We start from the raw sequence: 25,861 nt of genomic DNA, 5'->3' as shown, positions 1-25,861 counted from the left end.
ATCAGCCAGCCGTCGTGCCATTGGTCTTGGCGCGGTGGATGCGCTTGCTCTGGTGGTTCTCGGCATGCTGCACGCGCCGCTGCTCGCCGGCACCGACATGGCCATCAGCCGCGGCGTGCGCTTCGGTGCGGTCCACGTGCGCCTGGCCTTGCTCCAGGTGGGCGGCCTCGCGCTTGGTCAGCGAGCCGCTCTGCAGACCGTTCTCGACGCGCTTCTCCTGATTCACGTCCCGCTGCACGTCGGCCTGCATGCGCTGGCTGGAGGCCGACAGCGGGTTGCCGTTGACGCCGTTGTTCTCGGCCGTCTTGATGTCGCGGCTGGCCTTGTTCTGCGCGGCGCGCAGCTGGCGGCGCTCGGCGGGGCTGAGCTTGCCGTCCTTCATATCCCTGGCCTGAAGCTTGTCGACCTTGGCCTCGTCGCGCTCCAGCTGGCCGGCTTCACGCGTCGTGATCTTGCCGCTCTGCAGGCCGTTCTCGATGCGCTGCTGCTGGTTCGCGTCGCGCTGCACGGTGGTCTGCGCGGTCACGGGCACGGGCGTGGCGGGGGTCTGGGCCATTGCGGCGCTGGTCAGCAGGGCAAGGGCGGCGGCGGCGATCAGGGAAGTCTTCATGGTGAGGGTCCTTTTTCAGCGGTCAGCGACGCTGGCCTGGGCATACAACGCCGCCTCGATGACGCCTGGACGACGCCCGATCAGGCCGTTGCGTGAGCGCTTGTAACGGCCGACAGGCAACAGACAGCGAGCGCATCCGCACAAAAAAATAGGGCCGCCCCAGCGGGGAGCGGCCCAAGTTCAGTCGAACGATCTCTCTTCCAGATCCACTGCGCTTCCCCGGCCCCCCGGCCATCTCCGCGCGTGGCGCCCGGTGGTTGTTGTCTCCGGGCTCGGCCGCCGCACCTCGGTGCAGCAACCGTGAAGCGATTCTGAGCACGTCAGGCCCCGGCCGCATCCCCGCAAGCCCAGGGGGTGTCGCCGCGAGCCGTGAACGGCTTCACAGCATCAGCGCCAGCCGCTCCAGGAACAGCACGCCGAAGAAGCCCAGGCCGGCGATCAGCGTCCATTTCATGATGATCAGCCCCAGCCGCCGCCAGCGACGCTGCCCCGTGGCGATGGAGAACGCGAAGCAGAGGATGGCCGCGAACAGCAGCAGGCCGACGACGAGGCGGGCGATCAGCATGCGGCTGTGCTCACCACGCCGGCGCCAGTTCTGCGAAGCCCTTGGGCGCCGCGCTGTCGTCCTCGAAGTAAACGACCTCGTAGGCGTCCTTGTCCGCCAGCAGCGCGCGCAGCAGCTTGTTGTTCAGCGCATGGCCGCCCTTGAACGACGTGTAGGCCGCCATCAGCGGCATGCCCGCGACCTGCATGTCGCCGATGGCGTCGAGGATCTTGTGCTTCACGAACTCGTCGTCGTAGCGCAGGCCGTCGGCGTTCAGCACCTTGTAGTCATCCACGACGATGGCGTTGTCCATCGAACCGCCCAGCGTCAGGCCACGCGAGCGCATCAGGTCGATGTCGGACGTCATGCCGAAGGTGCGCGCGCGGGCGATCTCCTTCTTGTACTTGCCCGAACCCATGTCGAAGACGAAGCTGCTGCCGGTCGCGGCGACGGCCGGGTTGTCGAACTCGATCTCGAAGCTCAGCGTGTAGCCGTGGTGCGGCTCCAGCCGGGCCCACATCAGCTTCTTGCCCTCACCCTGACGCACCTCGACGGGTTTCCTGACTTTCAGGAAACGCTTGGGCGAGTCCTGCATCGCGATACCGGCTGACTGCAGCAGGAACACGAAGCTGGCGGCCGAGCCGTCCAGCACGGGCACCTCGTCGGCGTTGATGTCGACGTAGAGGTTGTCCAGGCCCAGACCTGCACAGGCGGACAGCAGGTGCTCGATGGTCTGCACCTTGGGGCCGCCGGGGTCGCCGCCCGGGCTGATGGTGGTGGCCATGCGCGTATCGCTGACCGACGTGACGGTGACCGGGATGTCCACCGGCGGGCACAGATCCACACGGCGGAAGACGATGCCGGTGTCGGCGGGCGCCGGGCGCAGCGTCAACTCGACCTTCTGGCCGCTGTGGATGCCGACGCCGACGGCGCGCGTGATCGACTTCAGGGTGCGTTGCTTGACCATCCCCCGATTGTCCCGGAATCAACCCTGGCTCTTGCGTTCCACGGGCAATCGCAGCGATAGCCGCGTGCCCATGCCCGGCGTGGAGTCGATGCGCAGCTTGCCGCCCAGACGCTGGGCGCGCTTGATCTGGCTCTTCAGGCCGCGACCGTGCTGGATGGACTGCAGGTCGAAGCCGGCGCCGTCGTCCTCGACGCGGATCTCGACGTAGCTGCCGTGGTGCCGCGTGACCATGCGTACGCGGCTCGCGCCGGCGTGCTTGAGCACGTTGTTCAGCGCCTCCTGCATCAGCCGCAGCACGTGCAGCGCGTCGGGCGGTTCCAGCCAGGCCAGCGGCGGCAGGTCCTGCACGTCCCAGTCGAGCTTGAGGCCGCCGGTCTGCAGCCGCTTGCCGAGGCGGTAGCGCATCGTCGCCAGCAGCGAGACAAGGTCGTGGCCAACGGGCTCCAGCGAGTCGATGACCAGGCGCAGGTCGTCCACGCATTCGCGCAGCACTTCGACGCATTGCTCGTGCGACATGCTGCCCTGCTCCATCGCCACCAGTGCCGACAGCAGCGACGAGCCCAGGCCGTCGTGCATGTCGGCCATGATGCGCTGGCGCTCCAGCAGCAACGCCTGCTGGCGCTCGGCCTCGCGCAATTGCGCGTTCTGCACCTGCAGCACGGAGATCTGCTCGTCCAGGTCTTCCTGCAGCTGGCTGTTCTCGGCCTGTACCTGCTCGACGGTGCCGACGTAGCGGCGCTGCACCGCGTACAGGAAGCTGATCATGACGGCCAGCGTCGCGAACGGCATCCAGAAGAAATGCTCCGGCCAGGCCCAGCCCGCCAGCACGGCGAGGTCATGTCCGCCGATGAGCACCGCCACGATGAGGGCCAACGCCATCAGGCGCAGCTCCGGGTGGCGCTCGCGCCAGGCGAGGAAGGCCACCCAGGCCGTGCCGACGGCGGCCACGACGGCCGTCACGCTGTACTGAAGCACGACCATGTCGATCTGCCGCAGCCACAGCGGCACGCTGACCACGCTGACGACGCCCACCGCCCCCACCAGCACCCACTCCAGCCGGGGCGCACGGCGCGTCGCAAAGCGCAGCACGAACAGCAGCGCCGGCACGAGGACCCAGGCCATGGACGCATGGGTGGCCCACCAGAACCAATCCTGCGCCAGCGGCGAGGCCGGCGGGCTGACGTAGTAGTGCAGGCTGCGCACCATCCACGCAGCGGCTGCCAGCGCGAACAGCCCGTAGATGGCCTCGTCCGGCCGGCGCAGCCACAGCATCAGCGCGAATGCGCCCAGCACCGCCAGCGTCAGGCTGACGGCCTGGGGCAGCCCCGTCTGCATGCGCACGCGCCACTGCCAGCGCGTCTCCAGCACGTCGCGCGGACCGACCCAAAGGCGCGAGACCGCGTGATAGCCGCCCGCCGGCACCGGCAGCGCGACAACCAGCTCCTGCACCTGTGCGCCGCTCCCCGGCAACGGCAGCCAGACGGGCTGTACCCACTGCTCGCGCTCGGCGTGCTGGTTGTCCAGCAGCAGCCGCCAGCCGCCCTCGGTACGCGCCAGCACGGCGGCCGACAGCGTCACCAGCCGCGGGATGTAGAGCGCCTGGGGTTCGTCGGTTCCAGCCGGCACGCGCACGCGATACCAGCGCATCTCGTAGCCACGCGTATCGCTGACGACGGTGGCACCGGGGCGGGCGCGCACGTCAGGCATGGGCAGCGGCTGCCAGGCCGCCGCGGCTTCCGGCGGCAGCAGGGACGCTGGAAGGTTGAGCCGGTCGTCGGCGGACACGGCCTGGCGGCGCAATGCGGCCCACCAGGCGTCCAGCTGTTCGCGGCTCCACGCGGTGGTGGCGATCTCGGTGGGCGCGGCCTCCTCGGCCGTCTGGTACGCCGTGGGCTGCGGCAGGCGCTGGGCCAGCACGGGCAGGCACAACCCCAGGGCCAGCCACAGCAGGCCCGTACGCAGCAAGCCCCACAGACCCCGGACCTCAGACATCCCCGTGACGACCAGTCCGGCGAATCCGTGAAATCGACGCTGCGCAGGGGTCTCGCTGGGCAGGCGGCAAGGCGTGGCGCGCAGCCAAGGCTGGAGCCTTGGCAAGCGCCGCAACGACGCTGCCTGCCCAGCGAGACCCCTGCCCGAAGGGTGAGCTCCTGGCGGGTCGCACTCGGCGTTGCACGCGCTCGCCGGGTGCCTACCCGGCCGCGCGCCTGCGCCTGGATTGCAGCCCGCCAGGGGCTCACGCACCGCCGATTTCACGAATTCGCCGGACTGGACATTGACATGGGCCGCGAGCATGCCACACGGGGGACGGCCCACCCGTGCCGCCCAGGCAGCGGGAGCGACCGCTCAGCCGCCGGCCGGCAGGCTCTTGCGCGCGGCCTCGCGCAGTTCGCGCGACAGCGCCGTGTCGCCCACCGCCCGCGACAGCAGCAGCGAGCCGACCAGCGTCGACAGCATTGCCAGTGCCTGCTCGCGGCGCTCGCCGGCTTCCGCCCCGGGCATCTGGCGCTGCAACGTCTGGACCAGGCTGTCGACGCCTTCGCCAAACGCCTCCTTCACCGCCGGACCGCCACGCGCCGCGTCCCCCGCCAGCGCGACCAGGCCGCATCCGGCGCCAGGGTGGTCGCGGTGCGCGTCGGACAGATAGGTCCGCACCCACGCCTGCAGGCTGCGATCGGCCTGCTGCTTCCACTGCTCGCGGTTGGTCTGCAGCGCGCGACGCGTGGCCTGGGCGGCGAGGTCGTCCTTGGACTCGAAGTGGCCGTAGAAGCCGCCACGCGTGAGGCCGGCTGCCTGCATCAGATCGTTCAGGCCGATGCCGTCGAACCCGCGCTCGCGGAACAGCTGGGCGGCGTTGTCGAGGATGCGTTCGCGGTTCTCTTCGGCCTGGGCGCGGGTGACCTTCATCGCAGCCTCCTGGGGTCATTGGGGATCGTGGTTGACACATTTTATATGTTGATCGACATTTAACTCAATCATGTCGGTCGACATGAATAAACGGACTGCGAAGGAATCCCCATGAAGCTCAAGAACGCCGTCGTCTTCATCACCGGCGCCAACCGCGGCCTGGGCCGGGCGTTGGCGCAAGCGGCACTGGCTGCCGGCGCCGCCAAGGTCTACGCCGCGGCGCGCGACCCGGCCAACATCGACCTCCCCGGCGTCGTGCCGGTCGCGCTGGACGTGACCGACGCCGCCCAGGTCGCCGCCGCGGCCGCGCAATGCGCGGACGTGACGCTGCTCATCAACAACGCCGGCATCTCGCAGGGCGCGGGCGTGCTGGCCGACGACGCCATCGCCACGGCGCGCCGCCACCTGGACACCAATTTCTTCGGCGTCTGGGCGCTGACGCAGGCCTTCGCCCCGGTGCTGTGGGCCAACGGCGGCGGCGCGGTGCTGAACGTGCTGTCGGTGCTGAGCTGGGTCACGCTACCGGGCCTGACGCCCTACAGCGCCAGCAAGGCCGCCGCCTGGGCACTGAGCAACGGCCTGCGCGCCGAGCTGAAGGCGCAGGGCACGCAGGTCACCAACCTGCACGTCGGCTACATGGACACCGACATGACGCGCGGCCTGGAGGCGCCCAAGTCCGCGCCCGCCGACGTGGCCCGGCTGGCGCTGGAGGGCGTCGAGGCCGGCGCCTTCGAGGTGCTGGCCGACGACATCAGCCGGCACGTCAAGCAGAGCCTGTCCACGCCCACGCCGGCCTACGCCGGCTGAACCCGGGAGGTCGCCATGCTCGAGTCCTCAGCCCTGACGCCTGCACGCCCGGCGACGTCCGCGGCCTACACCGACGGCCATCTCGCGGCGGCACGCCACGCGTTCTCGTCGCCCGACCGCGTGGCGCTGACGGCGAGCGAGAAGGCCGCCCTCACCAGCGCCACCGAACCGCCACTGCGCCACGAAGGCCTCAAGCTCGCGCGCTGGACGCTGGGCACCGGCCCGCGAGTGGTGCTCGTGCACGGCTGGAACAGCCGCGGCGCGCACCTGCTCGGCTTCGCGCGGCCACTCGTCGAGGCGGGCTTCTCGGTGACGCTGTTCGACCTGCCCGGCCACGGCGACTCTGGCGGCCACGCGGCCAGCGTCGTGCATGCCGGCCGCGCCCTGCGTGCGCTGGCGACGCACATCGGAGACGTCCACGCCGTCATCGGCCACTCGATGGGATCGGCGGCGGCGCTGATGGCCTTTGCGCATGGGCTGTCGGTGAAACGCAGCGTGCACCTGGCCGGGCCGTCCTCGCTGACGCCCATGGTCAAGGGCCTGGCCAGGGCCCAGGGCCTCGGGCCAGCCGACGCCGCCGCGTTTGCGGGCTGGGTCGAGAGCTTCATCGGCACGCGCATCGCGAACGTGGACCTGGAACGGCTGCAGCACGGCCTGCGTCACCCCGGCCTCATCGTCCACGACGCCGAGGACCGCACGGTGCCTTTCGCCGCGTCGCAGGCGCTGCACGCCGCCTGGCCCGGCTCGCGCTTCGAGCCTGTCACGGGCCTGGGCCATCGGCGGCTGCTGGTGGATGCCGGTGTCATCGCGCGCAGCGTCGCTTTCGTCGCCGAGCGCGCGTAGACGCAACGCGACAAAGAAAAAGGGCGAGCCTCGCGACTCGCCCTTTTTCAGTTCGGCAGAAACCGATCAGTCGGCCTGCTTGCGCAGGAAAGCCGGGATCTCGATCTCGTCCATGCCGTTGGAGGAAAGCGCCTCCACCTTGGCGGCCGCGCTGCCCGAACGGCCGTGGCGCCACACACTCGGCACGTTGGCGTTCGCGAAGTCACCCAAGCCCAGGCCAACGTTGGCCTGCGCCGCCGTCGGCGTGGCCATCGCAACAGCCTGCGTCAGCACCGGCATGGCCATGCCGTCGGTGCCGTTGCGCACGACCTGCTGGGTCTGCACAACTTGCAGCGGCGCCTGCTGGCGAGCGCGGCCTGCCGTCAGGCCGGTGGCGATGACAGTCACGCGCAGCGCGTCACCCAGCGTCTCGTCGTAGGCCGTGCCGAAGATGACGTGGGCTTCCTCCGAGGCGTAGCGCTTGATGGCATTCATCGCGTTGCGCGACTCGCTCAGCTTGAAGTTGCTGCGGCCGGCGGCGATCAGCACCAGCACGCCACGCGCGCCGGACAGGTCGATGCCTTCCAGCAGCGGGCAGGCAACGGCGGCTTCGGCCGCCTTGGCGGCGCGATCCGGGCCGGTGGCTTGCGCCGTGCCCATCATGGCCTTGCCGGGCTCGCTCATCACGGTCTTCACGTCTTCGAAGTCGACGTTGACGAGGCCGGGGATGTGGATGATGTCCGAAATGCCGCCAACGGCGTTCTTCAGCACGTCATTGGCGTGCGCGAAGGCCTGATCCTGCGTGACGTCGTCGCCCAGCACGTCGAGCAGCTTGTCGTTCAGAACGACGATCAGCGAGTCGACATTGGCCTCCAGCTCGGCCAGGCCGGCATCGGCCGCCTTGGCGCGACGGCCGCCTTCGAATTCGAAGGGTTTGGTGACGACGCCGACCGTCAGGATGCCCATTTCCTTCGCGACGCGTGCAATCACCGGCGCGGCGCCCGTGCCGGTACCACCGCCCATACCGGCGGTGATAAACAGCATATTGGCACCGGCGATGGATTCGCGGATGCGGTTTTCTGCTTCCTCGGCGGCCGCCTTACCCATCTCGGGTTTGGCACCCGCGCCCAGGCCGGTGGAGCCGAGTTGCAGCAATTGGTCTGCCTTGGAGCGGTTCAGCGCCTGTGCGTCAGTATTGGCGCAGATGAATTCAACGCCCTGGACGCCCTGGGCGATCATGTGGTCCACGGCATTGCCGCCGCCGCCACCGACCCCGATCACCTTGATTTGGGTGCCTTGGTCAAATTCTTCGATCATCTCGATGGGCATATCGCTCTCCTAACTGCTGCAATTGTGCCGTGGCACTCAATGAATGACTAGTTGCTGAAACAAAAAATTCGTGGTTTTAGGGAGTCAGAAATTCCCCATGAACCAATCCTTGACGCGTCCAAGCAGGGTTTGCACGGAGCCGGCCTGCTGCGCGGCCTTGAAACCCCGGCTGCGCGACAGCCGAGCCTCCTCCAGCAACCCCATGACGGTGGCCGAACGGGGGTTGGCGACCATGTCGTAAAGAGCCCCCGAATAGGTGGGCAAGCCGCGCCGGACAGGTTTCAGAAAAATATCCTCGGCAAGTTCCACCATGCCCGGCATCACGGCCGAACCGCCGGTCAGCACGATGCCGGAGGACAGCAATTCCTCATACCCGGATTCGCGAATGACCTGGTGGACCAGCGAGAAGATTTCCTCGACGCGCGGCTCGATGACACCGGCCAGTGCCTGTTTGGACAACATCCTGGGGCTGCGGTCGCCCAGGCCCGGCACTTCCACCTGGTCGGACGGGTCGGCCAGCAGCTGCTTGGCCACACCATATTCGACCTTGATCTCCTCGGCATCCTTGGTCGGCGTGCGCAGCGCCATCGCGATATCGGAGGTAATCAGGTCGCCAGCGATGGGGATGACGGCGGTATGGCGGATCGAGCCGCCGGTGAATATCGCGACATCGGTCGTGCCGGCGCCGATATCCACCAGTGCCACACCCAGGTCGCGTTCGTCGGCGGTCAGCGCGGCATGGCTGGATGCGCTCGGGTTCAAAACCAGTTGGTCGACCTCCAAACCACAGCGTCGCACGCACTTGACGATGTTTTCCGCGGCACTTTGCGCCCCGGTCACGATATGGACCTTGACCTCCAGCCGGCCGCCACTCATGCCGATGGGTTCCTTCACCTCATGACCGTCGATGACGAATTCCTGCGGCTCGACCAGCAGCAGGCGCTGGTCGTTGGGGATATTGATGGCCTTGGCGGTTTCGACAACCCGGGTCACATCGACCGGCGTGACCTCCTTGTCGCGCACGATGACCATGCCGGTGGAGTTCTGGCCGCGAATATGGCTGCCGGTGATCCCCGTATAAACCCGGGAGATTTTGCAGTCGGCCATCATTTCGGCCTCTTTCAGGGCCTGCTGGATGGACTGCACGGTGGCATCGATATTGACGACGACCCCGCGCTTTAGGCCGTGCGACGGCGCCACACCCAAACCGGCGATGCGCAATTCCCCCCCCGGCAAAACCTCGGCCACGACGGCCATGATCTTGGCGGTTCCGATATCCAGCCCGACGACCAAATCCTTGTATTCCTTGGCCATGTCCGTCCTCAACGTTTTCTATTTGCGGGTTTACCCGGAGTTTGTGTCGTCACGCCGCGCAGCTTGACCGCGTAGCCATCGGCGTGGCGCAGGTCGGCCGTCAGCAGCGGACTGCGATAGGTCGCCGTGACCTGCGAGATGGAGCGGGCGAACTGGCCGAAGCGGGCAACGACCTCGGCCTCAGTACCGCGGCCCAGTTCGATGACGGCGCCACTGCCAAAGGTCGCGCGCCAGGAGCCGCGGCCGGACAGGTCCAGGCGGTCGATGCTTTCGCCCAGTTTCTCGGCGGCCGGCGACAGCGCCTGCCACATGCGCAGCATGTCGCTGGCGGCATTGGCCGGGCCGGCCAGCACGGGCAGGTCCTCGTCCTCGACGTCGCCGAGGTTGGCCTGGAAGACTTCGCCGAAGCTGTTGACCAGCGCGCGCTCGGCCGTCGCCTCGGTGGCGGAGTCGGCACCGTCGGCGCGCGCCTCCCAGTAGGCTGCGGCACGATGCTCTTCGAGGTTGACCTTGAGTCGCATCGGCCAGACGCGCTGGAGCTGCGCATGCCGCACCCACGGCACGGCCTCGAAGGCGGCGCGGCCTTGCGCGAGGTTCATGTTGAGGAAGGAACCTCGCAGTTGCGGCAGCGCGTTCGCGCGCAGCGACGCGACGCTGTTGCGGCTGACGTCACCGTCCACCTGGATGACACGGAAGTTGAACACCGGCAGCCGCACCACCCAGCGGATCAGCCCCCACGCCGCGGTCGCCAGCAACGCCGTGACGAGCACCGCCGACACCGCATTCATCAGGCGGATGTCGGGCGGCAGCGCGGCGGTGGCGGCAGCATTCATGTTTGCCCCTCGTCCGGCGAGTACGCCGGCCGGTCCCCCGCGGGGACGGCGATGCATACGGCATCGAGCCGCATGCACATCGCCCGACGGGCCGGCTTGGGAGCGGCCCGGCGCTCGGCCCGCAGGCGCGCAGCAGTGGCGGAGACGGCGTTCACTGCTTGTCGAGCCTCGCTTGCGAAAGCAGCCACAGGCACAGCTGCGGATAGTCGACGCCCACGGCTTGCGCGGCCTTGGGCACCAGCGAGTGCGAGGTCATGCCCGGGCTGGTGTTCATCTCCAGCAGGAAGGGCTTCATGTCGGACTTGCGCAGCATCAGGTCGGCGCGGCCCCAGCCGCGGCAGCCGAGCAGGCGATAAGCCTTCAGCACCAGCTGCTGGATGTCGGCTTCGAGCGCGGCGGGCAGTGAGCCGAACAGGTACTGCGTCGTGTCGGTCTCGTACTTGTTCGCGAAGTCGTAGTTGCCGGCCTCGGCGCGGATCTCGATCAGCGGCAGCGCGACGGCCGACGCGCCCTCGCCCAGCACGGCGCAGGTCAGCTCGGGGCCTTCGATGCACTGCTCGAACAGCAGCTCGTCGTCGAAGCCCAACGCCAGTTCGACGGCTCCCTGCATCTCCGAATAGCCGGTGGCCTTGGTGATGCCGATGCTGCTGCCTTCGTGCGGCGGCTTGACGACGACTGGCAGACCCAGCTCGTCGGGGATCGTGCGGATGCGCTCGCGCGTCAGCTCGGCGCGGGACAACGCCAGGTATTGCGGCGTCGACAAGCCCTCGTTGGTCCACAGACGCTTGGTCATCGTCTTGTCCATCGCGACGCCGGAGGCCGTCACGCCGGAGCCGGTGTACGGGATGCCCAGCCATTCGAGCGCGCCCTGGATCGTGCCGTCCTCGCCGCCGCGGCCGTGCAGCGCGATGAAGGCGCGGCCGAAGCCGCCGTCCTTCAGCGACTGCAGCGGGCGCTCGGCCGGGTCGAAGGCATGTGCGTCCACGCCGACGGACCGCAGTGCGGCCAGCACGCCGTTGCCGCTCATCAGCGACACCGGCCGCTCGGCGCTGTGGCCACCCAGCAGCACGGCAACCTTGCCGAGCGCGGTGGCGTCGATGTTCAGATCAATCGGCGACTTCATGCTGCGCCTCCCTGGAAATGCGCCGCCACCAGCCGCGGCAGCGCGCTCATCGATCCCGCCCCCATGCCGATGACGATGTCGCCGTCGCGCGTCAACGCGGCCAGCGCGGCGGGCATGTCGGCCACGGTCGCAACGAAGTTGGTCGTGCCGACGGCCTGCGCGAGCGCGGTACCGGTCGCGCCTTCGATGGGCAGCTCGCCGGCCGAGTACACCTCGGTCAGCAGCACCACGTCGGCGCTCTTCATGACGCGCACGAAGTCGGCGAAGCAGTCGCGAGTTCGGGTGTAGCGGTGCGGCTGGAAGGCCAGCACGAGGCGGCGCCCCGGATACGCGCCGCGCGCGGCGGCGAGCACCGCGGCCATCTCGACCGGGTGGTGGCCGTAGTCGTCGATCAGCGTGAAGCGGCCGCCATCGGCCGCTGGCCATTCGCCATGCTTCTCGAAGCGGCGACCCACGCCGGAGAAATGCGCCAGCGCCTTCTGGATCGCGACGTCGTCGCAGTCCAGTTCCGTCGCGATGGCGATGGCGGCCAGCGCGTTGCGCACGTTGTGCTCGCCGGCCAGGTTCAGCAGCACGTCCAGGTCGGCCATGCCCTCGCGCTGGCAGGTGAAGCGCATCTGCGCGCCGGCCAGCGCCTGCACGCCGACGGCCCGCACGCTGACGCCTTCGCTCAAGCCGTAGCTGACGACCGGCCGTTCGATGCGGCCGAGGATGGCCTGCACGCCGGGGTCGTCCGCGCAGACCACCGCCGCGCCATAGAACGGCATGCGGTGCAGGAACTCGACGAAGGCTGCGTGCAGCTTCTCCACCGAGTGCCCGTAGGTGTCCATGTGGTCTTCGTCGATGTTGGTGACGACGGACAGTACGGGGCTCAGCTTGAGGAAGGACGCATCGCTCTCGTCGGCCTCGACGACGATGAACTCGCCCTGACCCAGCCGCGAGTTGGCGCCGGCGGCGTTGAGCTTGCCGCCGATGACGAAGGTCGGGTCCAGGCCCGCCTCGACGAGGATGGCCGTGACCAGCGAGGTCGTCGTTGTCTTGCCGTGAGTGCCGGCGATGGCGATGCCGCGCCGCAGCCGCATCAGCTCGGCCAGCATGACGGCGCGAGGCACGACGGGCACCTGGCGGGCACGAGCGGCGACGACCTCGGGGTTGTCCGCCGCGACGGCCGTGCTCGTGACCAGCGCCTGCGCGTTGCCGATGTGCGGCGCGGCATGGCCGATCTCCACGCGCAGGCCCAGCGAGCGCAGGCGCTCGGTCGTCGCGCTCTCGGCCGCGTCCGACCCGCTGACCTCGTAGCCGAGGTTGTGCAGGATCTCGGCGATGCCGCTCATGCCGGCGCCGCCGATACCGACGAAGTGCAGTCGTTGGACGGCGTGCTTCACTTGATCATTCCTTCGATTTCATCCGCCACGCGCGCAGCGGCACGAGGGCGCGCCAGCGAGCGGGCCTTCTCGCCCATGGCCAGCAGCGCACCGCGGTCCAGGCCGGCGAGCAGCTCGTGCAGCTTCTCCGGCGTCAGCTCCGTCTGCGGCAGGTGGATGGCCGCGCCGTGCTGCGCCATGAAGACGGCGTTGTCGCGCTGGTGCGAGGTGGTGCTGACGACCAGCGGCACCAGCACTGCCGCACAGCCGGCCGCGCACAGTTCGCTGACGGTGATGGCGCCGGCGCGGCAGACGACGACGTCGGCCCAGGCGAGTGCTGCGGCCATGTCGTCGATGAAGGGCCGCACTTCGGCCGACAGGCCGGCGTCGCTGTAGGCCTGCCAGACGGCGCCGAGGTGATCCTGCCCCGACTGGTGCAGCACCTGCGGGCGCTGCTCGGCGGGCCACAGGGCGAGCGCCTTCGGCAGGGCCTGGTTCAGCGCCCGGGCGCCGAGCGAGCCACCCAGCACCAGCAGGCGCAGCGGCCCGATGCGATCGGCCATGCGCTCGGCCGGCGCCGGCAGCGCCTCGATCTCGGCGCGAACCGGGTTGCCGCTGACGACCGCGCCCGACGTGGACGCCGCCGCGGCGCCGTCGAAGCCGAAGGCGATGCGCCTGGCGAACGGCTTCAGCGCGAAGTTGCTCTTCAGCATCGCCGCGTCGGCGTTCACCAGCATCAGCGGACGACCGGTCAATGCTGCCGTGAGGCCAGCAGGCACGCAGACATAGCCGCCCATGCCCAGCACCGCCGTCGCGCGACGCTTCGCGTAGACGCGCCGGGCCTCGCCCAGCGACTTGAAGAAGCCGACGATGCCGCGCAGCGTGTGCTTGAGCCCCTTGCCGCGCAGGCCGGCGAAGGGCAGCGCGTCCAGTTCGATGCCGCGCGCCGGCACGAGGCGGTTCTCCATGCCGTGCGGCGTGCCGATCCACGACACGGTCCAGCCGCGGCGCTGCATCTCCTCGGCGACGGCCAGGCCGGGAATGACGTGGCCGCCCGTGCCGGCGGCCATGACCACGAGATGGCGTTCCGTCATGAACGACCTCCCCGCATCATTTGCCTGTTCTGGTGCCTGCCGGTCGCTGGTGCTCCCTTCACATGGCTTCGCCATGTGAGCAGTCCCCAAACAGGCAGATTGCCCACTTCGCGGGCTGCAGCCCTCGTCGAGACGATGTCCGTCATGCGCGGCCTCCGCGCATGAGCTGCCTGTTTTCCAGATCGATCCGGAGTACCACCGCCAGCGCCACGCAATTCATCAGGATGGCCGAGCCGCCGAAGCTCATCAGCGGCAGCGTCAGACCCTTGGTCGGCAGCGCGCCGAGGTTCACGCCCATGTTGATGAAGGCCTGACCGCCCATCCAGATGCCGATGCCCTGCGCGTACAGGCCGGCAAAGATGCGGTCCAGCGCAATGGCCTGGCGGCCGATGAGGAAGCAGCGGCGCGTGAGCCAGAAGAAGGCCAGGATCACCACGACGACGCCGGCAAAACCCAGCTCCTCGCCGATGACGGCCAGCAGGAAGTCGGTGTGCGCCTCGGGCAGGTAGTGCAGCTTCTCGACGCTGCCGCCCAGGCCCTGGCCGAACCACTCACCGCGGCCAAAGGCGATGAGGCTGTGCGTCAGCTGGTAGGCCTTGCCCTGGGCGTACTTGTCCTCCCAGGGGTTGAGGTAGGCAAAGATGCGCTCGCGGCGGAACTCGCTGAACGTGATCATCAACACGAAGGCGCCGACCAGCACCATCGTGATCAGCAGGAACATGCGGCCGTTGACGCCCCCCAGGAACAGGATGCCCATCGCGATGGCCGCGATGACCATGAAGGCGCCCATGTCCGGCTCGGCCAGCAGCAGCAGGCCGATGAAGGCCAGCGAGATCGCCATCGGCGTGACGGCCTGGAAGAAGTTCTCCCGCGCGTCCATCTTGCGCATCATGTAGTTGGCCGCGTACAGCGCGATGCCGAACTTGGCCAGCTCGCTCGGCTGGAAGTTCATGACGCCCAGCGGAATCCAGCGCCGCGCGCCGTAGACCACCTTGCCCACGTGCGGGATCAGCACCGCGACGAGCAGCACCAGCGCCACGACGAACACCCACGGCGCGTAACGCTCCCACAGCGACACGGGAATCTGCACGGTGACGAGGCCGGCGACCAGCCCGAAACAGATGGCGACGACGTGCCGCGTCAGGAAATAGGTCGGCAGGTACTTGGCGAACTTCGGGTTGTCCGGCATCGCGATCGACGCCGAATAGACCATCAGCAGGCCGAAGGCCATCAGCGCGACGACGACCCAGACCAGCGTGATGTCGAAACCCTGCAGCTGCGTGGGCCGGCCGGCTGACGTGGACACCCAGTCGCGCACCGGCACCGGGCCGCCCGCCTCATCGCCGCCGTCACGCTTCCACAGCGACTGCAGCTTGGTCGTGAAGCCGGTCAGCACCGCATTCACAGCGTCACCCCGCGCTCGTCGGCCAGCTGCTGCACCGTCGCGACGAAGACCTCGGCGCGGTGGGCGTAGTTCCTGAACATGTCCAGGCTCGCGCAGGCGGGGGACAGCAACACGCTGTCGCCGGACTGCGCCTGCGCCAGGCACCAGGCCGTGGCGGCTTCCAGCGTGTCGTGGCGCTGCATGGGCACGCCGGCGCTCGCGAGCGCGGCCTCGATCTGCGGCGCGTCGCGGCCGATCAGCGCGACGGCACGGGCATGCTGCTGCACGCCCGCCGCCAGGGGCGCGAAGTCCTGGCCCTTGCCGTCGCCGCCGAGGATCAGCACCAGCTTGGCCGGCGCACGGTCCGCGCCGAGGCCCGAAATGGCGGCGACCGTCGCGCCGACGTTCGTGCCCTTGCTGTCGTCGTAGAACTCGACGCCGTCGATGCTGCCCACCGGCTCCACGCGGTGCGGCTCGCCGCGGTACTCGCGCAGGCCGTGCAGCATCGGCGCCAGCTCGCAGCCGGCGGCCGTCGCGAGCGCCAGCGCGGCCAGCGCATTGGCAGCGTTGTGGCGACCGCGCACGCGCAGCGCGTCGGCGGGCATCAGGCGCTGGATGACCAGCGGCTCATCCTCGTCGCCCTTGCGCTTCTTGATCGTCGGGTCCAGCTCGCGGGCGCGCACCAGCCAGGCCAGGCCGCCCTCTTCCGTCAGGCCGAAGTCGCCCGGCGCGCGCGGCGGGTTCAGGCCGAAGCGCACGACGCGGCGCGACACCGTGCGGCCGGGCTTGCCACGCGTGCCCTTCACGAACACCGGCTGCGGCACCAGGCCTTCGACCTCGGCATCGTCGCGGTTGGCAACGATGACCGACTCGCGGCCGAAGATGCGCGCCTTGGCGCGACCGTAGGCGGCCATGTCGCCGTGCCAGTCGAGGTGGTCCTGCGTCAGGTTCAGGATGGCGCCGGCCGTCGGCTCGAAACCCGTCACGCCGTCGAGCTGGAAGCTGGACAGCTCCAGCACCCAGACCTCGGGCAGCGTCTCGAACACCGGGCCGCGCGGCGGCGGCGGGTCGATGGGCAGCGGCGTGTCCTCGTCGGGAACGATCGCCGCGGCTTCGGTGGCTTCTTCGGCGGCAGTCTCTTCCTCGACCGGCACGTCCTCAACTTCGACGGCGATGGCCTCGGCCGTCGTTTCCACCGGCGCCGGGTCCGGCTCCTGGGCCAGCGCCTCGGTCAGCGTGTCCAGCAGCGTCGGGCCGATGTTGCCGGCGATGGCCACGCGCTTGCCGGCGCGCTCGACGAGCAGGCCGGTCATGCAGGTGGTCGTCGTCTTGCCGTTGGTGCCGGTGATGGCGAGCACCGCCGGCGCGTAGCCGTGCTGCGCCTTCAGCGCGGCGAGCGCGTCGGCGAACAGGTCCAGCTCGCCGCGCACGGCCGGGCCGTGGTCGTAGACGGCCTTCAGCCGCGCGTCCAGCGGCGACAGCCCGGGGCTCTTCAGCACGGCGTTGAAGCCGGCCGCGACGTCAGCCGTCAGCTCGCCGGTGATGAACGCCGCCGTGTCGCCCAGCGCGCCGAGCTGAGGCGGCTGCGCGCGCGAGTCCCACACGGTGACCTGCGCGCCGAAGCGCACGCACCAGCGGGCCATCGCGAGACCAGAGTCTCCGAGGCCCAGCACGAGCACGCGCTGCTGATCGAGTTGCGGCAGGTCCAGCTTCATGCGTTCACCGCAGCTTCAGGCTGGCCAGGCCGATGAGGCACAGCAGCATGGTGATGATCCAGAAGCGGATGACGACCTGCGTCTCGTTCCAGCCGCTCTTCTCGAAGTGATGGTGCAGCGGCGCCATCTTGAAGATGCGCCGGCCCTCGCCGAAGCGCTTCTTCGTGAACTTGAACCAGCTGACCTGCAGCATCACGCTCAGCACTTCGGCCACGAAGATGCCACCCATGATGCCCAGCACGATCTCTTGTCGCGTGATGACGGCGATGGTGCCCAGGCCGCCGCCCAGCGCCAGCGCGCCGACGTCGCCCATGAAGACCTGCGCCGGATGCGCGTTGAACCACAGGAAGGCCAGGCCCGCGCCGGCCATCGCGGCGCAGAAGATCAGCAGCTCACCCGCGCCCGGGATGTAGGGCAGCAGCAGGTACTTGGAGAACACCGACGAGCCGGTCAGGTAGGCGAACAGGCCCAAGGCTGAACCCACCAGCACGACCGGCATGATGGCCAGGCCGTCGAGGCCGTCGGTGAAGTTCACCGCGTTGCTGGTGCCGACCATGACGAAGTAGGCCAGCGCCACGAAGCCCCACACGCCCAGCGGCATGCTGATCGTCTTGAAGAACGGGATCAGCAGGTCGGCCTTGGGCGGCAGTTCGGTCGAGAAGCCGCTGCTCACCCAGCGGAAGCACAGCTGCACGACACCGAGGAAGCTGGTCTCCGACACGCTGAATGCGAGGTAGAGCGCGGCGACGAGGCCGATCAGCGACTGCCAGAAGAACTTCTCACGGCTGCGCATGCCTTCGGGGTTCTTGTCGACGACCTTGCGCCAGTCGTCCACCCAGCCCACGGCGCCAAAGCCCATCGTCACGAGCATGACGACCCAGACGAAGCGGTTGCTCCAGTCGAACCACAGCAGCGTCGACACGCCGATGCCGATGAGGATGAGCACGCCGCCCATCGTCGGCGTGCCGCTCTTGGCCAGGTGCTGCTGCACACCGTAGGCGCGGATCGGCTGGCCGATCTTCATGGCGGTGAGGCTGCGGATGACCCAGGGCCCGAAGGCCAGGCCGATCAGCAGCGCCGTCATCGCGGCCATCACCGCACGGAAGGTGATGTAGTTGAACAGCCGCAGGAAGCCCAGGTCGGGGTAGAGACCTTGCAGCCACTGGGCGAGGCTAAGCAGCATGCGGGCCTCCGGTGTTGTTCTGGAGAGCGGCGACCACTTGTTCCATCTTCATGAAGCGGGAGCCCTTGACCAGGGTCTGGCTCGCGCCCGGTTGTTCGTCGAGGGCCGCGATCAGCGCGGCCGTGTTGTCGAAGGCGCGCGCGTTCGGGCCGTAGGCCGCGGCGGCGTCGCGGGCGGCCGTGCCGGCCGTCCAGAAATGCGCGATGCCGCGCTCGGCCGCATAGGCGCCCACCTCGCGGTGGAAGGCCGGGCCATCGTTGCCGACCTCGCCCATGTCGCCCAGGATCAGCCAGCTCGCACCGGGCAGGCCGGCCAGCACGTCGATGGCGGCGCGCACGCTGTCGGGGTTGGCGTTGTAGCTGTCGTCGATCAGTGTGCGCCCCTGCGCGTCGCGCTTGAGTTCGCTGCGGCCCTTGACGGCACGGAAGGCTTCCAGGCCCTGCTGGATGGCCGACAGCGGCGCACCGGCAGCCAGTGCCGATGCGGCGGCGGCCAGCGCGTTGCGCACGTTGTGCTCGCCGGCCATCTGCAGCGCGACCGGCGCCGTGCCGGCCGGCGTGTGCAGCTCCAGCGCCCAGTGCGTGCCCTGCCACTGCGCGTCGCCGGTCACGTCGGCCTCGCCGCGCAGCGCGAAGGTCAGGTGCGGGCGCGAGCCGGCCATCTCGAACCAGATCGGCGCGCATGCGTCCTCGGCCGGGAAGACCGCGCAGCCGCTGGGGCTCAGCGCCTCCAGCACGGCGCCGTTCTCGCGCGCGACGGCCTCGACCGTCGCCATGAACTCCTGGTGCTCGCGCTGCGCGTTGTTGACGAGCGCGACGGTTGGCTGCGTCATCGCGGCCAGAGGCGCGATCTCGCCGGGGTGGTTCATGCCCAGTTCGACGACGGCGGCGCGGTGGCTGCGCTCGTCGTCATGGCGCAGGCGCAGCAGCGTCAGCGGCACGCCGATGTCGTTGTTGTAGTTGCCCTCGGTCGCGAGCGCGTCGTCGCCAACCCACGCGCGCAGGATGCTGGCGATCATCTGCGTCGTCGTCGTCTTGCCGTTGGAGCCGGTGACGGCGATGACGGGCAGCTGCTGCTGGCGGCGCCACGCGGCAGCCAACTGGCCCAGCGCTGCTTTCGCGTCGGGCACCAGCAGGCCGGGCAGGCCCGCTTCGGCGAGGCCGCGCTCGGCCAGCGCGGCGACGGCGCCGGACTGCTTCGCCTGCGTCAGGAAGTCGTTCGCATCAAAGCGCTCGCCGCGCAGCGCGACGAACAGATCGCCGACGCGCAGCGTGCGCGTGTCGCTGTGCACGCGGGCGAAGGCGGTCGCGCCATCGCCCACCAGCGTCGAGCCGGGGAGCAGCGCCTGTGCTTCAGCGAGGGTGAGGAGGTTCAAAGCCCCGCCCTTTCCAGCAGCGCCGCGCGCGCCTCGGCCACGTCGGAGAACGGCCGGCGCACGCCGTGCACCTCCTGGTAGTCCTCGTGCCCCTTGCCGGCGATCAGCACGATGTCGCGCGGGCCAGCCTCGGTGATGGCGATGCGGATGGCTTCCTCGCGGGCCTCGATGACCGTCGCGGCGGGCGCGCCGGCCGTGATGTCGGCCAGGATCTGCGCCGGCACTTCGGTGCGCGGGTTGTCGGTCGTCACGACGACGCGGCCGGACAGCCTGGCCGCGATTACACCCATCTGCGGGCGCTTGCCCCGGTCCCGGTCGCCACCGCAGCCGAACACGCAGACCAGCTCGCCGCCACGCGCGGTCGCCAGGCCCTGCAGCGCCGACAGCGCCTTGTCCAGCGCATCCGGCGTGTGCGCGTAGTCGACGACGACCTGCGGCAACTCGCGCCCGTTGCCCACGCGCTGCATGCGGCCGGGCACCGGCGTCACGTTCGCCAGCGCGCGTGCCACATCGGCCAGCGAGTGGCCCTGCGCGCGCAGCGCACCCGCCACACCCAGCAGGTTGGCGGCGTTGTAGTCGCCGATCAGGGCAGTCTGCACGGCAATGGCTTGCGCGCCCTCGTGCAGCATGAAGGCCAGGCCCTCGCCGGTGTAGTGGAGGTCGCGCGCCGTGATCCGCGCGTCCGAGCGCTGCACACCGGTGGTCCACACGTCTATTGCCAACAGCTCGGCGGCAAGCGAGTCGCCCTTGGCATCGTCCAGGTTGATGACCGCGGCGCGCAGGCCCGGGAAGCCGAACAGCGCGCGCTTGGCCACCCAGTAGGCGTTCATGTCGCCGTGGTAGTCGAGGTGGTCCTGCGTGAAGTTCGTGAACACGGCGACGCGGATGGCACTGCCGGCCAGGCGCCCTTCGACGATGCCGATGCTGGACGCCTCGATGGCGCAGGCGGCGAAGTCGTCGTCGCGCATGCGGGCGAACGCGGCCTGCAACAGCACGGGGTCCGGCGTCGTCAGGCCGTTGTAGTCCAGCTTGGGCGGCTCGCCGATGCCCAGCGTGCCGACGACACCGCAGCGCTTGTTCAGCACGGCCGACGCCTGGGCGATCCACCAGGCCGTCGACGTCTTGCCGTTGGTGCCGGTGACGGCGATGACGTCCAGCGTGTCGGTGGGCTTGCCGAAGAAGGCCGCGGCGACGTCGCCGGTGCGCGCCTTCAGCCCCGGCAGCGACGCGACGCGGGCGTCCACGAAGCCGAAACGGTCGACATCGGCCTCCTCGACGAGGCAGGTCGACGCGCCGGCCGCCAGCGCCGCGGCCACGTACTCGCGGCCGTCACGCGCGTAGCCGGGCCAGGCGATGAAGGCGTCGCCGGGCATGACCTGGCGGCTGTCGGTGCGCAGCGTGCCGGTGCACCACTCCTGCAGCCAGCGGGCGGCGGCGTCGGGGGACTTGAGTCTTGTCAGCATCAGAAGCTCTCTTCCGTGGCGACCGCGTTCTTGTTCGCGACGATCTGGCTCTTCACGTCGAGGTCGGGTTGCACGCCCAGCAGGCGCAGCGTCTGCGCCGCAACCTGGCTGAACACCGGGCCGGCGACCTGGCCGCCGTAGTGCGCACCGGCGGATGGCTCGTCGACCATGACAGCGACGACGATGCGCGGCTTGCTGATGGGCGTGATGCCGACGAACCAGGAGCGGTACTTGTGGGCGGCGTAGCCACGGCCTTCCTGCTTGTAGGCCGTGCCGCTCTTGCCGCCGACGCTGTAGCCGGGCACCTGGGCCTCGGGCGCGGTGCCGCCGGGGCCGGCGGCGGCCTGCAGCATCAGGCGCAGGTCCTGCGTGACCTTGGGCGAGAAGACGCGGATGCCGGGGACCAGATGGTCGTGCGGCTGGCGCAGCATGCTGACGGGGATGATCTCGCCGTCACGCGCGAACACCGTGTAGGCGCGCGCCAGCTGGAACAGCGACGCCGACAGGCCGTAGCCGTAGCTCATCGTCGCCTGCTCGATGGGCCGCCAGGTCTTCCAGGGCCGCAGCTTGCCGGTCACGGCGCCGGGGAAGTTGATCTGCGGCCGCTGGCCCAGGCCGATGGCCGTGAACATCTCGTGCATCTCACGCGGCTGCATCTGCATCGCGATCTTGGTGGCGCCGATGTTGCTGGAGAACTTGATGACGTCGCGCACCGGGATCACGCCATGGGCATGCGTGTCGGTGATGACGGCACCCTGGAAGGCGTACCTGCCGGGGCCGGTATCGACCAGCGTGTCGGGCGTGACGCGCCCGGTCTCCATCGCCAGGCCGGCGATGAACGGCTTCATCGTCGAGCCCGGCTCGAAGACGTCGGTCAGCGCGCGGTTGCGCAACTGCTCGCCAGACAGGTTCTGGCGGTTGCCGGGGTCGTAGCTCGGGAAGTTGGCCAGCGCCAGCACCTCGCCGGTCTGCGCGTCCAGCACGACGACGGAACCCGCCTTGGCCTTGTTCTCGGCCACCGCATCGCGGATGCGCTGGTAGGCGAAGAACTGCACCTTGGAATCGATGGACAGGTCGATGTCCTGGCCGTTGGCAGCGGGCACGACCTCGCCGATGTCCTCGACGACGCGGCCCAGCCGGTCACGCACGACGGAGCGCGAGCCATCCTTGCCCTGCAGCTGCTTCTGGAAGGCCAGCTCCACGCCCTCCTGGCCCTTGTCCTCGACGTTGGTGAAGCCGACGACATGCGCCGCCGCCTCGCCTTCGGGGTATTTGCGGCGGTACTCGCGGTCCTGGAAGATGCCCTTGAGGCCCAGCGCCTTCACCTTGGCGGCGGTGTCGTCGTCGGCCAGCCGCTTGAGCCAGACGAAGCGCGACTCCGGGTTGAGCTTGGCCTCCAGCTCCTTGCCGGAGATGCCCAGCGCCTTGGCCAGTTCGACACGCTTGTCGGCGTCGGCGTCGACTTCCTTCGGAATGGCCCAGATCGACGGCACCGCCACGCTGGCGGCCAGCGTCTGGCCGGTGCGGTCGTTGATGCGGCCGCGGCTGGCCGGAAGCTCCAGCGTGTGCGCGTAGCGCGCCTCGCCCTGCTTCTGGAAGAACTCGCTGTGCAGCACCTGCACGTAGATGGCGCGCACCAGCAGACCCGCGAAGGCCAGGCCCACGAGGGCGACGAGGAAACGCGAGCGCCACGGCGGCGTCTTGGACGCGAGCAGCGGGCTGGTGGAGTAGTTCACCGCGCGGCCGGAGCCGAGCGCGCGGGCGCCGGACTTGTTCTGTTTACCGCTCACGGGCGCACCCCCGAGGCCACGACGGCCGGCGTGATCGGCCGCATGCCCAACCGCTCGCGGGCCACCTGCTCCACGCGCAGGTTGGTGGCCTGCGCATGGCGCTCGGCCTTCAGCCGCTCGGCATCGGCCGCCAGGCGCTCGCCCTCGGCCTTGATGCGGTCGCGCTCGGCGAACAGGCGGCGCGCCTCATAGGCGTTGTGCACCAGCGCCAGGCCGCTGGCCAGCACGGCGAGGATGAGCACGAGGTTGAGCTTGGCCACCGGATCAGGCCCTCAGCGGTGCGTCGGTGCGCTCGGCGATACGCAGCACGGCGGAACGCGAGCGCGGGTTGGCGGCCACCTCGGCGTCGCTGGGCTTGATGCGGCCCAGCGCGTTCAGGATCAGCGGCGCGGGTTCGGCGAACGGCGCGCGGCGGTCGAACACATGCTTGCTGTACTCGGCGATGAAGGTCTTGACGCGCCGGTCCTCCAGCGAGTGGAAACTGATGACGCTCAGGCGACCGCCCGGCGCCAGCAGCCGCAGCGCCGCCTTCAGCCCCTGGTCAAGCTGCTCCAGCTCTCCGTTGACATGAATCCGAAGAGCTTGAAAGGTGCGCGTTGCCGGGTCCTGGCCGGGTTCGCGGGTCTTGACCGCGCGAGCCACGAGTTCGCGCAGTTCGTCGGTGCGCGTGAGCGGCGCACCGGCTTCTCGGCGAGCAACAACCGCCTTTGCAATCTGGCCAGCAAACCGTTCTTCGCCATAGTCCCGAATCACCTGTGCGATGGCGCGCTCGTCGGCACGCGCGAGGAAGTCCGCCGCGCTCTCGCCGCGCGTCGTGTCCATGCGCATGTCCAGCGGCCCGTCGAAGCGAAAGCTGAAGCCGCGCTCCGGGTTGTCGATCTGCGGGCTGGACACGCCCAGGTCCAGCAGCACGCCGTCCACCTGGTGCACGCCGATGGCCGCCAGTTCCTCGGCCATGTCGGCAAAACCGGCGTGGACGATGGAGAAGCGCGGGTCGGTGATGGCGGCCGCCGCAGCGATGGCCTCGGGGTCGCGGTCGATGCCGATCAGGCGCCCCTGCGGGCCAAGCTTGCTCAGCAGCAGCCGCGAGTGGCCGCCGCGGCCGAAGGTGCCGTCCACGTAGACGCCGTCGGGCCGCGCGAGCACGCCGTCCACCGCCTCGTCCAGCAGCACGGTCGTGTGGCGGAACGTGGCGCTGTCGTTCACGTCGGCGCCCATCAGAAGCTGAAGTCCTTGAGCGAATCCGGCATCGGCCCGGCCAGCACCTCGGCCTCCTGGGCGGCGTGGGCCTTCTTGTCCCAGATCTCGAAATGGCTACCCATGCCCAGCAGCACCACGTCCTTGTCCAGGCCGGCACTCTCGCGCAGCTCGGGAGAGATCAGCACGCGCGCCGCCGAGTCGATCTCGACGTCCATCGCGTTGCCGAGGAACACGCGCTTCCAGCCGGCGGCCGACATCGGCAGCGCGGCAACCTTGTCGCGAAAGACCTCCCACGTCGGGCGCGGGAACAGCATCAGGCAGCCGTCCGGATGCTTGGTGATCGTCAGCCGCCCCTGGCAGAGCAGCTGCAGCACCTCACGGTGCCGCGTAGGAACGCCCAGGCGCCCCTTGGCGTCCAACGCCAAGTTTGAGGCCCCCTGAAAGACGATTTCCGACACTTTTCACCACGAAAGAACACTTCTCCCCACTTTAAGTCCACAACCCCCCATGGTCAAGATTGAGAACAAGTTTTTTCAATGAAATCAAGCACTTAGGGATGGCTGTATAAAAAAACAGCACAACCAAGAAATGTCCTTAATAAATAAGGACTTGCTTTGATATTGAGAAGTGCTGCTTTAGGTTTGACGAACAACAGAACCGTGTTTGTCCGCATCGCGCGGGCCGGAGGGACCAAAGCGGCGGGCATGCGGCGCAAACGAGGAGGGCGCAGCCAACGCCCCCCCTAGCCTGCCGCCCGCGGCAATGTTCGCCTTTGGCTATCTTTGCGAAGGCCCTCGGGCCGAAGTGCAGCCACCGGGAGGACGGCAATGACGACGTGGATAGGCACCAACCAGGCGGGTTGGGACACCCAATCGATCGGCTTTCACAGCGTCAATGGCTGCACGGGCCTGGTCCTGAGCACGCCGCACTGGGTGGCCGGCTGGCACATCGGCGGCGGCGCCGGGGGCGACTACGCGTACTCCGGCCAGACCAAGGCCGGCTTCCAGGCGACGACCTTTCTCAACTACATCCAGGCCATCCACCCCAACCCCTGGCCGGCGTCAGGCATGCCCGCGGGAACTGTCGAACTGCTGGTGGTCTATCAGGTGCTGGATGACTGGAAGACCGTCCTGCAGCAGTTCGCCACCGGCATCGGCTACACCGGCGCCGCGCGCGGCTTCGACGTCAGCGGGAAGACGGGCACCGATTCCTGCGACTTCCTGATCAGCCACATCAACGGGCACTGCACGGTCCAGTACAAGCGGACGTCCAAGATGGACCACGTCACGCAGACGGATGCCGAGCGCCTGAACAGCGTCGTGAAGACGCTGGGCTCGACGGGCATGGGCAAGCCCTTCCAGATCATGGCGCTGACGAACAACGAGTCGGCCTCAGCCACCGTCAAGCCGACGCTGCTGAACGGCGGCCACATGCACTTCGTGCCCTCCAAGAGCTTCGCGTCGATCAACGTGTAGCGCCGGCTGCCTTGATCGACCAGGGCTGGCCACGCCGGTGCGGTTCGCGGCGGTCACCGGCCTGCCGCTGGGTCGACCCGAGGACGCACTGGACCCGTATGCCCGGCAGCTCAGAAGCCCAGCGGCAGGCCTTCGCGACCTGATGCCGTAGAGCGCCCCGGCCCTAGAGCCCCGTCACGGGCTCGATCACCGCCAGATGCGGCACCTCGTCATCGGCCCACAGCCGGAACTGCGCGACGAAGTGCTGGCCCGAGCCGTCCTCCAGGCCGAAGCTGCCGCTGTTGCCGGGCGCCACGTCCAGCGTCATCTGCAGGCCGGCGAGGTAGTCGCACTGGGCGACGCTGGCGTACACCGGCACACCGTCCACACTGCCCAGCAGGCGGTCATCGGCGTTGAGCTTCAACTCGTGCACGGCAAAGCACATCGGCGCACTGCCGGCGCAGCAGCCATGCGACTGGTAGAACAGCAGCGCGCCGTGCTCCGCGCGCAGCCGGGCGATCAGGGCGCGCGCGGCGGCGGTGGCCTGCACGCGGGGGATGGGGGCTGCCATCAGCATTCCTTC

Annotated in this window: 24 protein-coding genes; 3 read left to right on the top strand and 21 right to left on the bottom strand. The window is 69.1% G+C overall.

Annotation, left to right across the window (positions count from 1 at the left end; all coding sequences use genetic code 11):
• Position 1 precedes the first annotated feature (1 nt).
• From ACG04R_RS19160 to ACG04R_RS19140, 5 genes are all read right to left on the bottom strand, one after another.
• The gene (locus ACG04R_RS19160) at positions 2-610 is read right to left on the bottom strand and encodes a hypothetical protein (RefSeq protein ID WP_394414448.1); all 609 of its coding nucleotides are present in this window, start codon (positions 608-610) and stop codon (positions 2-4) included.
• Positions 611-989: 379 nt separating this feature from the next.
• Complete coding sequence (locus ACG04R_RS19155) at positions 990-1,175, bottom strand: hypothetical protein (RefSeq protein ID WP_394414445.1); 186 nt, start codon at positions 1,173-1,175, stop codon at positions 990-992.
• Between the two features lie 10 nt (positions 1,176-1,185).
• A complete protein-coding gene (gene lpxC / locus ACG04R_RS19150) occupies positions 1,186-2,121 on the bottom strand; it encodes a UDP-3-O-acyl-N-acetylglucosamine deacetylase (protein WP_394414442.1) in 936 nt (311 codons plus the stop codon).
• Between the two features lie 18 nt (positions 2,122-2,139).
• Positions 2,140-4,113, bottom strand: coding sequence for a sensor histidine kinase (locus ACG04R_RS19145; protein WP_394414439.1), 1,974 nt, complete (start codon positions 4,111-4,113; stop codon positions 2,140-2,142).
• A gap of 354 nt (positions 4,114-4,467) precedes the next feature.
• Positions 4,468-5,028: a TetR/AcrR family transcriptional regulator gene (locus ACG04R_RS19140; protein WP_394414436.1), complete on the bottom strand. Its 561-nt coding sequence runs from the start codon at positions 5,026-5,028 to the stop codon at positions 4,468-4,470.
• 111 nt (positions 5,029-5,139) lie between these two features.
• Between ACG04R_RS19140 and ACG04R_RS19135 the strand changes: the two genes are divergently transcribed.
• Positions 5,140-5,835 (top strand): SDR family oxidoreductase, encoded by a 696-nt coding sequence (locus ACG04R_RS19135; protein ID WP_394414433.1) that lies wholly within the window; start codon positions 5,140-5,142, stop codon positions 5,833-5,835.
• Positions 5,836-5,850: 15 nt separating this feature from the next.
• On the top strand, positions 5,851-6,678 hold the full coding sequence (locus tag ACG04R_RS19130) for an alpha/beta fold hydrolase (protein ID WP_394414430.1): 828 nt from the start codon (positions 5,851-5,853) through the stop codon (positions 6,676-6,678).
• A gap of 66 nt (positions 6,679-6,744) precedes the next feature.
• Here ACG04R_RS19130 and ftsZ read toward each other — a convergent pair whose 3' ends face one another.
• The 15 genes from ftsZ to mraZ form a co-directional block, all read right to left on the bottom strand.
• Positions 6,745-7,986 carry a cell division protein FtsZ gene (ftsZ, locus tag ACG04R_RS19125; RefSeq protein WP_394414426.1) on the bottom strand — a complete coding sequence of 414 codons (1,242 nt, stop codon included), beginning with the start codon at positions 7,984-7,986 and terminating at the stop codon, positions 6,745-6,747.
• Between the two features lie 84 nt (positions 7,987-8,070).
• Entirely contained in the window at positions 8,071-9,300 is a 1,230-nt protein-coding gene (gene ftsA, locus ACG04R_RS19120; RefSeq protein WP_132570473.1) for a cell division protein FtsA, read from the bottom strand.
• An 8-nt stretch (positions 9,301-9,308) separates the two neighbouring features.
• Positions 9,309-10,133 (bottom strand): cell division protein FtsQ/DivIB, encoded by an 825-nt coding sequence (locus tag ACG04R_RS19115; RefSeq protein ID WP_394414424.1) that lies wholly within the window; start codon positions 10,131-10,133, stop codon positions 9,309-9,311.
• A 151-nt stretch (positions 10,134-10,284) separates the two neighbouring features.
• Complete coding sequence (locus tag ACG04R_RS19110) at positions 10,285-11,256, bottom strand: D-alanine--D-alanine ligase (protein WP_394414422.1); 972 nt, start codon at positions 11,254-11,256, stop codon at positions 10,285-10,287.
• Positions 11,253-12,641, bottom strand: coding sequence for a UDP-N-acetylmuramate--L-alanine ligase (gene murC, locus ACG04R_RS19105; protein WP_394414419.1), 1,389 nt, complete (start codon positions 12,639-12,641; stop codon positions 11,253-11,255). The genes ACG04R_RS19110 and murC overlap by 4 nt, the downstream gene beginning before the upstream one ends.
• Positions 12,638-13,714 (bottom strand): undecaprenyldiphospho-muramoylpentapeptide beta-N-acetylglucosaminyltransferase, encoded by a 1,077-nt coding sequence (gene murG / locus ACG04R_RS19100; RefSeq protein ID WP_394414416.1) that lies wholly within the window; start codon positions 13,712-13,714, stop codon positions 12,638-12,640. The genes murC and murG overlap by 4 nt, the downstream gene beginning before the upstream one ends.
• Positions 13,715-13,856: 142 nt before the next feature.
• Entirely contained in the window at positions 13,857-15,110 is a 1,254-nt protein-coding gene (ftsW, locus tag ACG04R_RS19095; protein ID WP_394414997.1) for a putative lipid II flippase FtsW, read from the bottom strand.
• Positions 15,111-15,115: 5 nt separating this feature from the next.
• Entirely contained in the window at positions 15,116-16,813 is a 1,698-nt protein-coding gene (gene murD / locus ACG04R_RS19090; RefSeq protein WP_394414414.1) for a UDP-N-acetylmuramoyl-L-alanine--D-glutamate ligase, read from the bottom strand.
• Between the two features lie 4 nt (positions 16,814-16,817).
• Positions 16,818-17,996 carry a phospho-N-acetylmuramoyl-pentapeptide-transferase gene (gene mraY, locus ACG04R_RS19085; protein ID WP_394414411.1) on the bottom strand — a complete coding sequence of 393 codons (1,179 nt, stop codon included), beginning with the start codon at positions 17,994-17,996 and terminating at the stop codon, positions 16,818-16,820.
• The gene (locus ACG04R_RS19080) at positions 17,986-19,371 is read right to left on the bottom strand and encodes a UDP-N-acetylmuramoyl-tripeptide--D-alanyl-D-alanine ligase (protein WP_394414408.1); all 1,386 of its coding nucleotides are present in this window, start codon (positions 19,369-19,371) and stop codon (positions 17,986-17,988) included. Before ACG04R_RS19080 ends, mraY begins: the two co-directional genes overlap by 11 nt.
• Positions 19,368-20,834 carry a UDP-N-acetylmuramoyl-L-alanyl-D-glutamate--2,6-diaminopimelate ligase gene (locus tag ACG04R_RS19075; protein ID WP_394414405.1) on the bottom strand — a complete coding sequence of 489 codons (1,467 nt, stop codon included), beginning with the start codon at positions 20,832-20,834 and terminating at the stop codon, positions 19,368-19,370. The genes ACG04R_RS19080 and ACG04R_RS19075 overlap by 4 nt, the downstream gene beginning before the upstream one ends.
• Positions 20,834-22,624: a peptidoglycan D,D-transpeptidase FtsI family protein gene (locus ACG04R_RS19070; RefSeq protein ID WP_394414402.1), complete on the bottom strand. Its 1,791-nt coding sequence runs from the start codon at positions 22,622-22,624 to the stop codon at positions 20,834-20,836. Before ACG04R_RS19070 ends, ACG04R_RS19075 begins: the two co-directional genes overlap by 1 nt.
• Positions 22,621-22,884: a cell division protein FtsL gene (gene ftsL, locus ACG04R_RS19065; protein WP_394414400.1), complete on the bottom strand. Its 264-nt coding sequence runs from the start codon at positions 22,882-22,884 to the stop codon at positions 22,621-22,623. Before ftsL ends, ACG04R_RS19070 begins: the two co-directional genes overlap by 4 nt.
• Positions 22,885-22,888: 4 nt before the next feature.
• Positions 22,889-23,842: a 16S rRNA (cytosine(1402)-N(4))-methyltransferase RsmH gene (gene rsmH, locus ACG04R_RS19060; protein ID WP_394414397.1), complete on the bottom strand. Its 954-nt coding sequence runs from the start codon at positions 23,840-23,842 to the stop codon at positions 22,889-22,891.
• A complete protein-coding gene (gene mraZ, locus ACG04R_RS19055) occupies positions 23,842-24,273 on the bottom strand; it encodes a division/cell wall cluster transcriptional repressor MraZ (protein ID WP_394414994.1) in 432 nt (143 codons plus the stop codon). Before mraZ ends, rsmH begins: the two co-directional genes overlap by 1 nt.
• A 378-nt stretch (positions 24,274-24,651) precedes the next feature.
• Between mraZ and ACG04R_RS19050 the strand changes: the two genes are divergently transcribed.
• Positions 24,652-25,299: a hypothetical protein gene (locus ACG04R_RS19050; RefSeq protein WP_394414394.1), complete on the top strand. Its 648-nt coding sequence runs from the start codon at positions 24,652-24,654 to the stop codon at positions 25,297-25,299.
• A gap of 163 nt (positions 25,300-25,462) precedes the next feature.
• Here ACG04R_RS19050 and ACG04R_RS19045 read toward each other — a convergent pair whose 3' ends face one another.
• A complete protein-coding gene (locus ACG04R_RS19045; RefSeq protein ID WP_394414391.1) occupies positions 25,463-25,849 on the bottom strand; it encodes a DUF779 domain-containing protein in 387 nt (128 codons plus the stop codon).
• Positions 25,850-25,861 lie beyond the last annotated feature (12 nt).

The organism is Pelomonas candidula, from assembly GCF_043555985.1.
Lineage (GTDB): Bacteria > Pseudomonadota > Gammaproteobacteria > Burkholderiales > Burkholderiaceae_C > Pelomonas > Pelomonas candidula.
This window is presented reverse-complemented; position numbering and strand designations above follow the sequence as displayed.

What these genes read in the sequence shown, in the direction of transcription:
- ftsA (WP_132570473.1), bottom strand. Translation starts at nt 9,300, where the DNA reads ATGGCCAAGGAATACAAGGATTTGGTCGTCGGGCTGGATATCGGAACC.
- mraY (WP_394414411.1), bottom strand. Translation starts at nt 17,996, where the DNA reads ATGCTGCTTAGCCTCGCCCAGTGGCTGCAAGGTCTCTACCCCGACCTG.
- ftsZ (WP_394414426.1), bottom strand. Translation starts at nt 7,986, where the DNA reads ATGCCCATCGAGATGATCGAAGAATTTGACCAAGGCACCCAAATCAAG.
- ACG04R_RS19135 (WP_394414433.1), top strand. Translation starts at nt 5,140, where the DNA reads ATGAAGCTCAAGAACGCCGTCGTCTTCATCACCGGCGCCAACCGCGGC.
- ACG04R_RS19110 (WP_394414422.1), bottom strand. Translation starts at nt 11,256, where the DNA reads ATGAAGTCGCCGATTGATCTGAACATCGACGCCACCGCGCTCGGCAAG.
- ACG04R_RS19045 (WP_394414391.1), bottom strand. Translation starts at nt 25,849, where the DNA reads ATGGCAGCCCCCATCCCCCGCGTGCAGGCCACCGCCGCCGCGCGCGCC.
- murD (WP_394414414.1), bottom strand. Translation starts at nt 16,813, where the DNA reads ATGAAGCTGGACCTGCCGCAACTCGATCAGCAGCGCGTGCTCGTGCTG.
- ACG04R_RS19075 (WP_394414405.1), bottom strand. Translation starts at nt 20,834, where the DNA reads ATGCTGACAAGACTCAAGTCCCCCGACGCCGCCGCCCGCTGGCTGCAG.
- rsmH (WP_394414397.1), bottom strand. Translation starts at nt 23,842, where the DNA reads ATGGGCGCCGACGTGAACGACAGCGCCACGTTCCGCCACACGACCGTG.
- ACG04R_RS19115 (WP_394414424.1), bottom strand. Translation starts at nt 10,133, where the DNA reads ATGAATGCTGCCGCCACCGCCGCGCTGCCGCCCGACATCCGCCTGATG.
- ACG04R_RS19155 (WP_394414445.1), bottom strand. Translation starts at nt 1,175, where the DNA reads ATGCTGATCGCCCGCCTCGTCGTCGGCCTGCTGCTGTTCGCGGCCATC.
- lpxC (WP_394414442.1), bottom strand. Translation starts at nt 2,121, where the DNA reads ATGGTCAAGCAACGCACCCTGAAGTCGATCACGCGCGCCGTCGGCGTC.
- ACG04R_RS19050 (WP_394414394.1), top strand. Translation starts at nt 24,652, where the DNA reads ATGACGACGTGGATAGGCACCAACCAGGCGGGTTGGGACACCCAATCG.
- ACG04R_RS19145 (WP_394414439.1), bottom strand. Translation starts at nt 4,113, where the DNA reads ATGTCTGAGGTCCGGGGTCTGTGGGGCTTGCTGCGTACGGGCCTGCTG.
- ACG04R_RS19140 (WP_394414436.1), bottom strand. Translation starts at nt 5,028, where the DNA reads ATGAAGGTCACCCGCGCCCAGGCCGAAGAGAACCGCGAACGCATCCTC.
- ACG04R_RS19160 (WP_394414448.1), bottom strand. Translation starts at nt 610, where the DNA reads ATGAAGACTTCCCTGATCGCCGCCGCCGCCCTTGCCCTGCTGACCAGC.
- ACG04R_RS19130 (WP_394414430.1), top strand. Translation starts at nt 5,851, where the DNA reads ATGCTCGAGTCCTCAGCCCTGACGCCTGCACGCCCGGCGACGTCCGCG.
- murG (WP_394414416.1), bottom strand. Translation starts at nt 13,714, where the DNA reads ATGACGGAACGCCATCTCGTGGTCATGGCCGCCGGCACGGGCGGCCAC.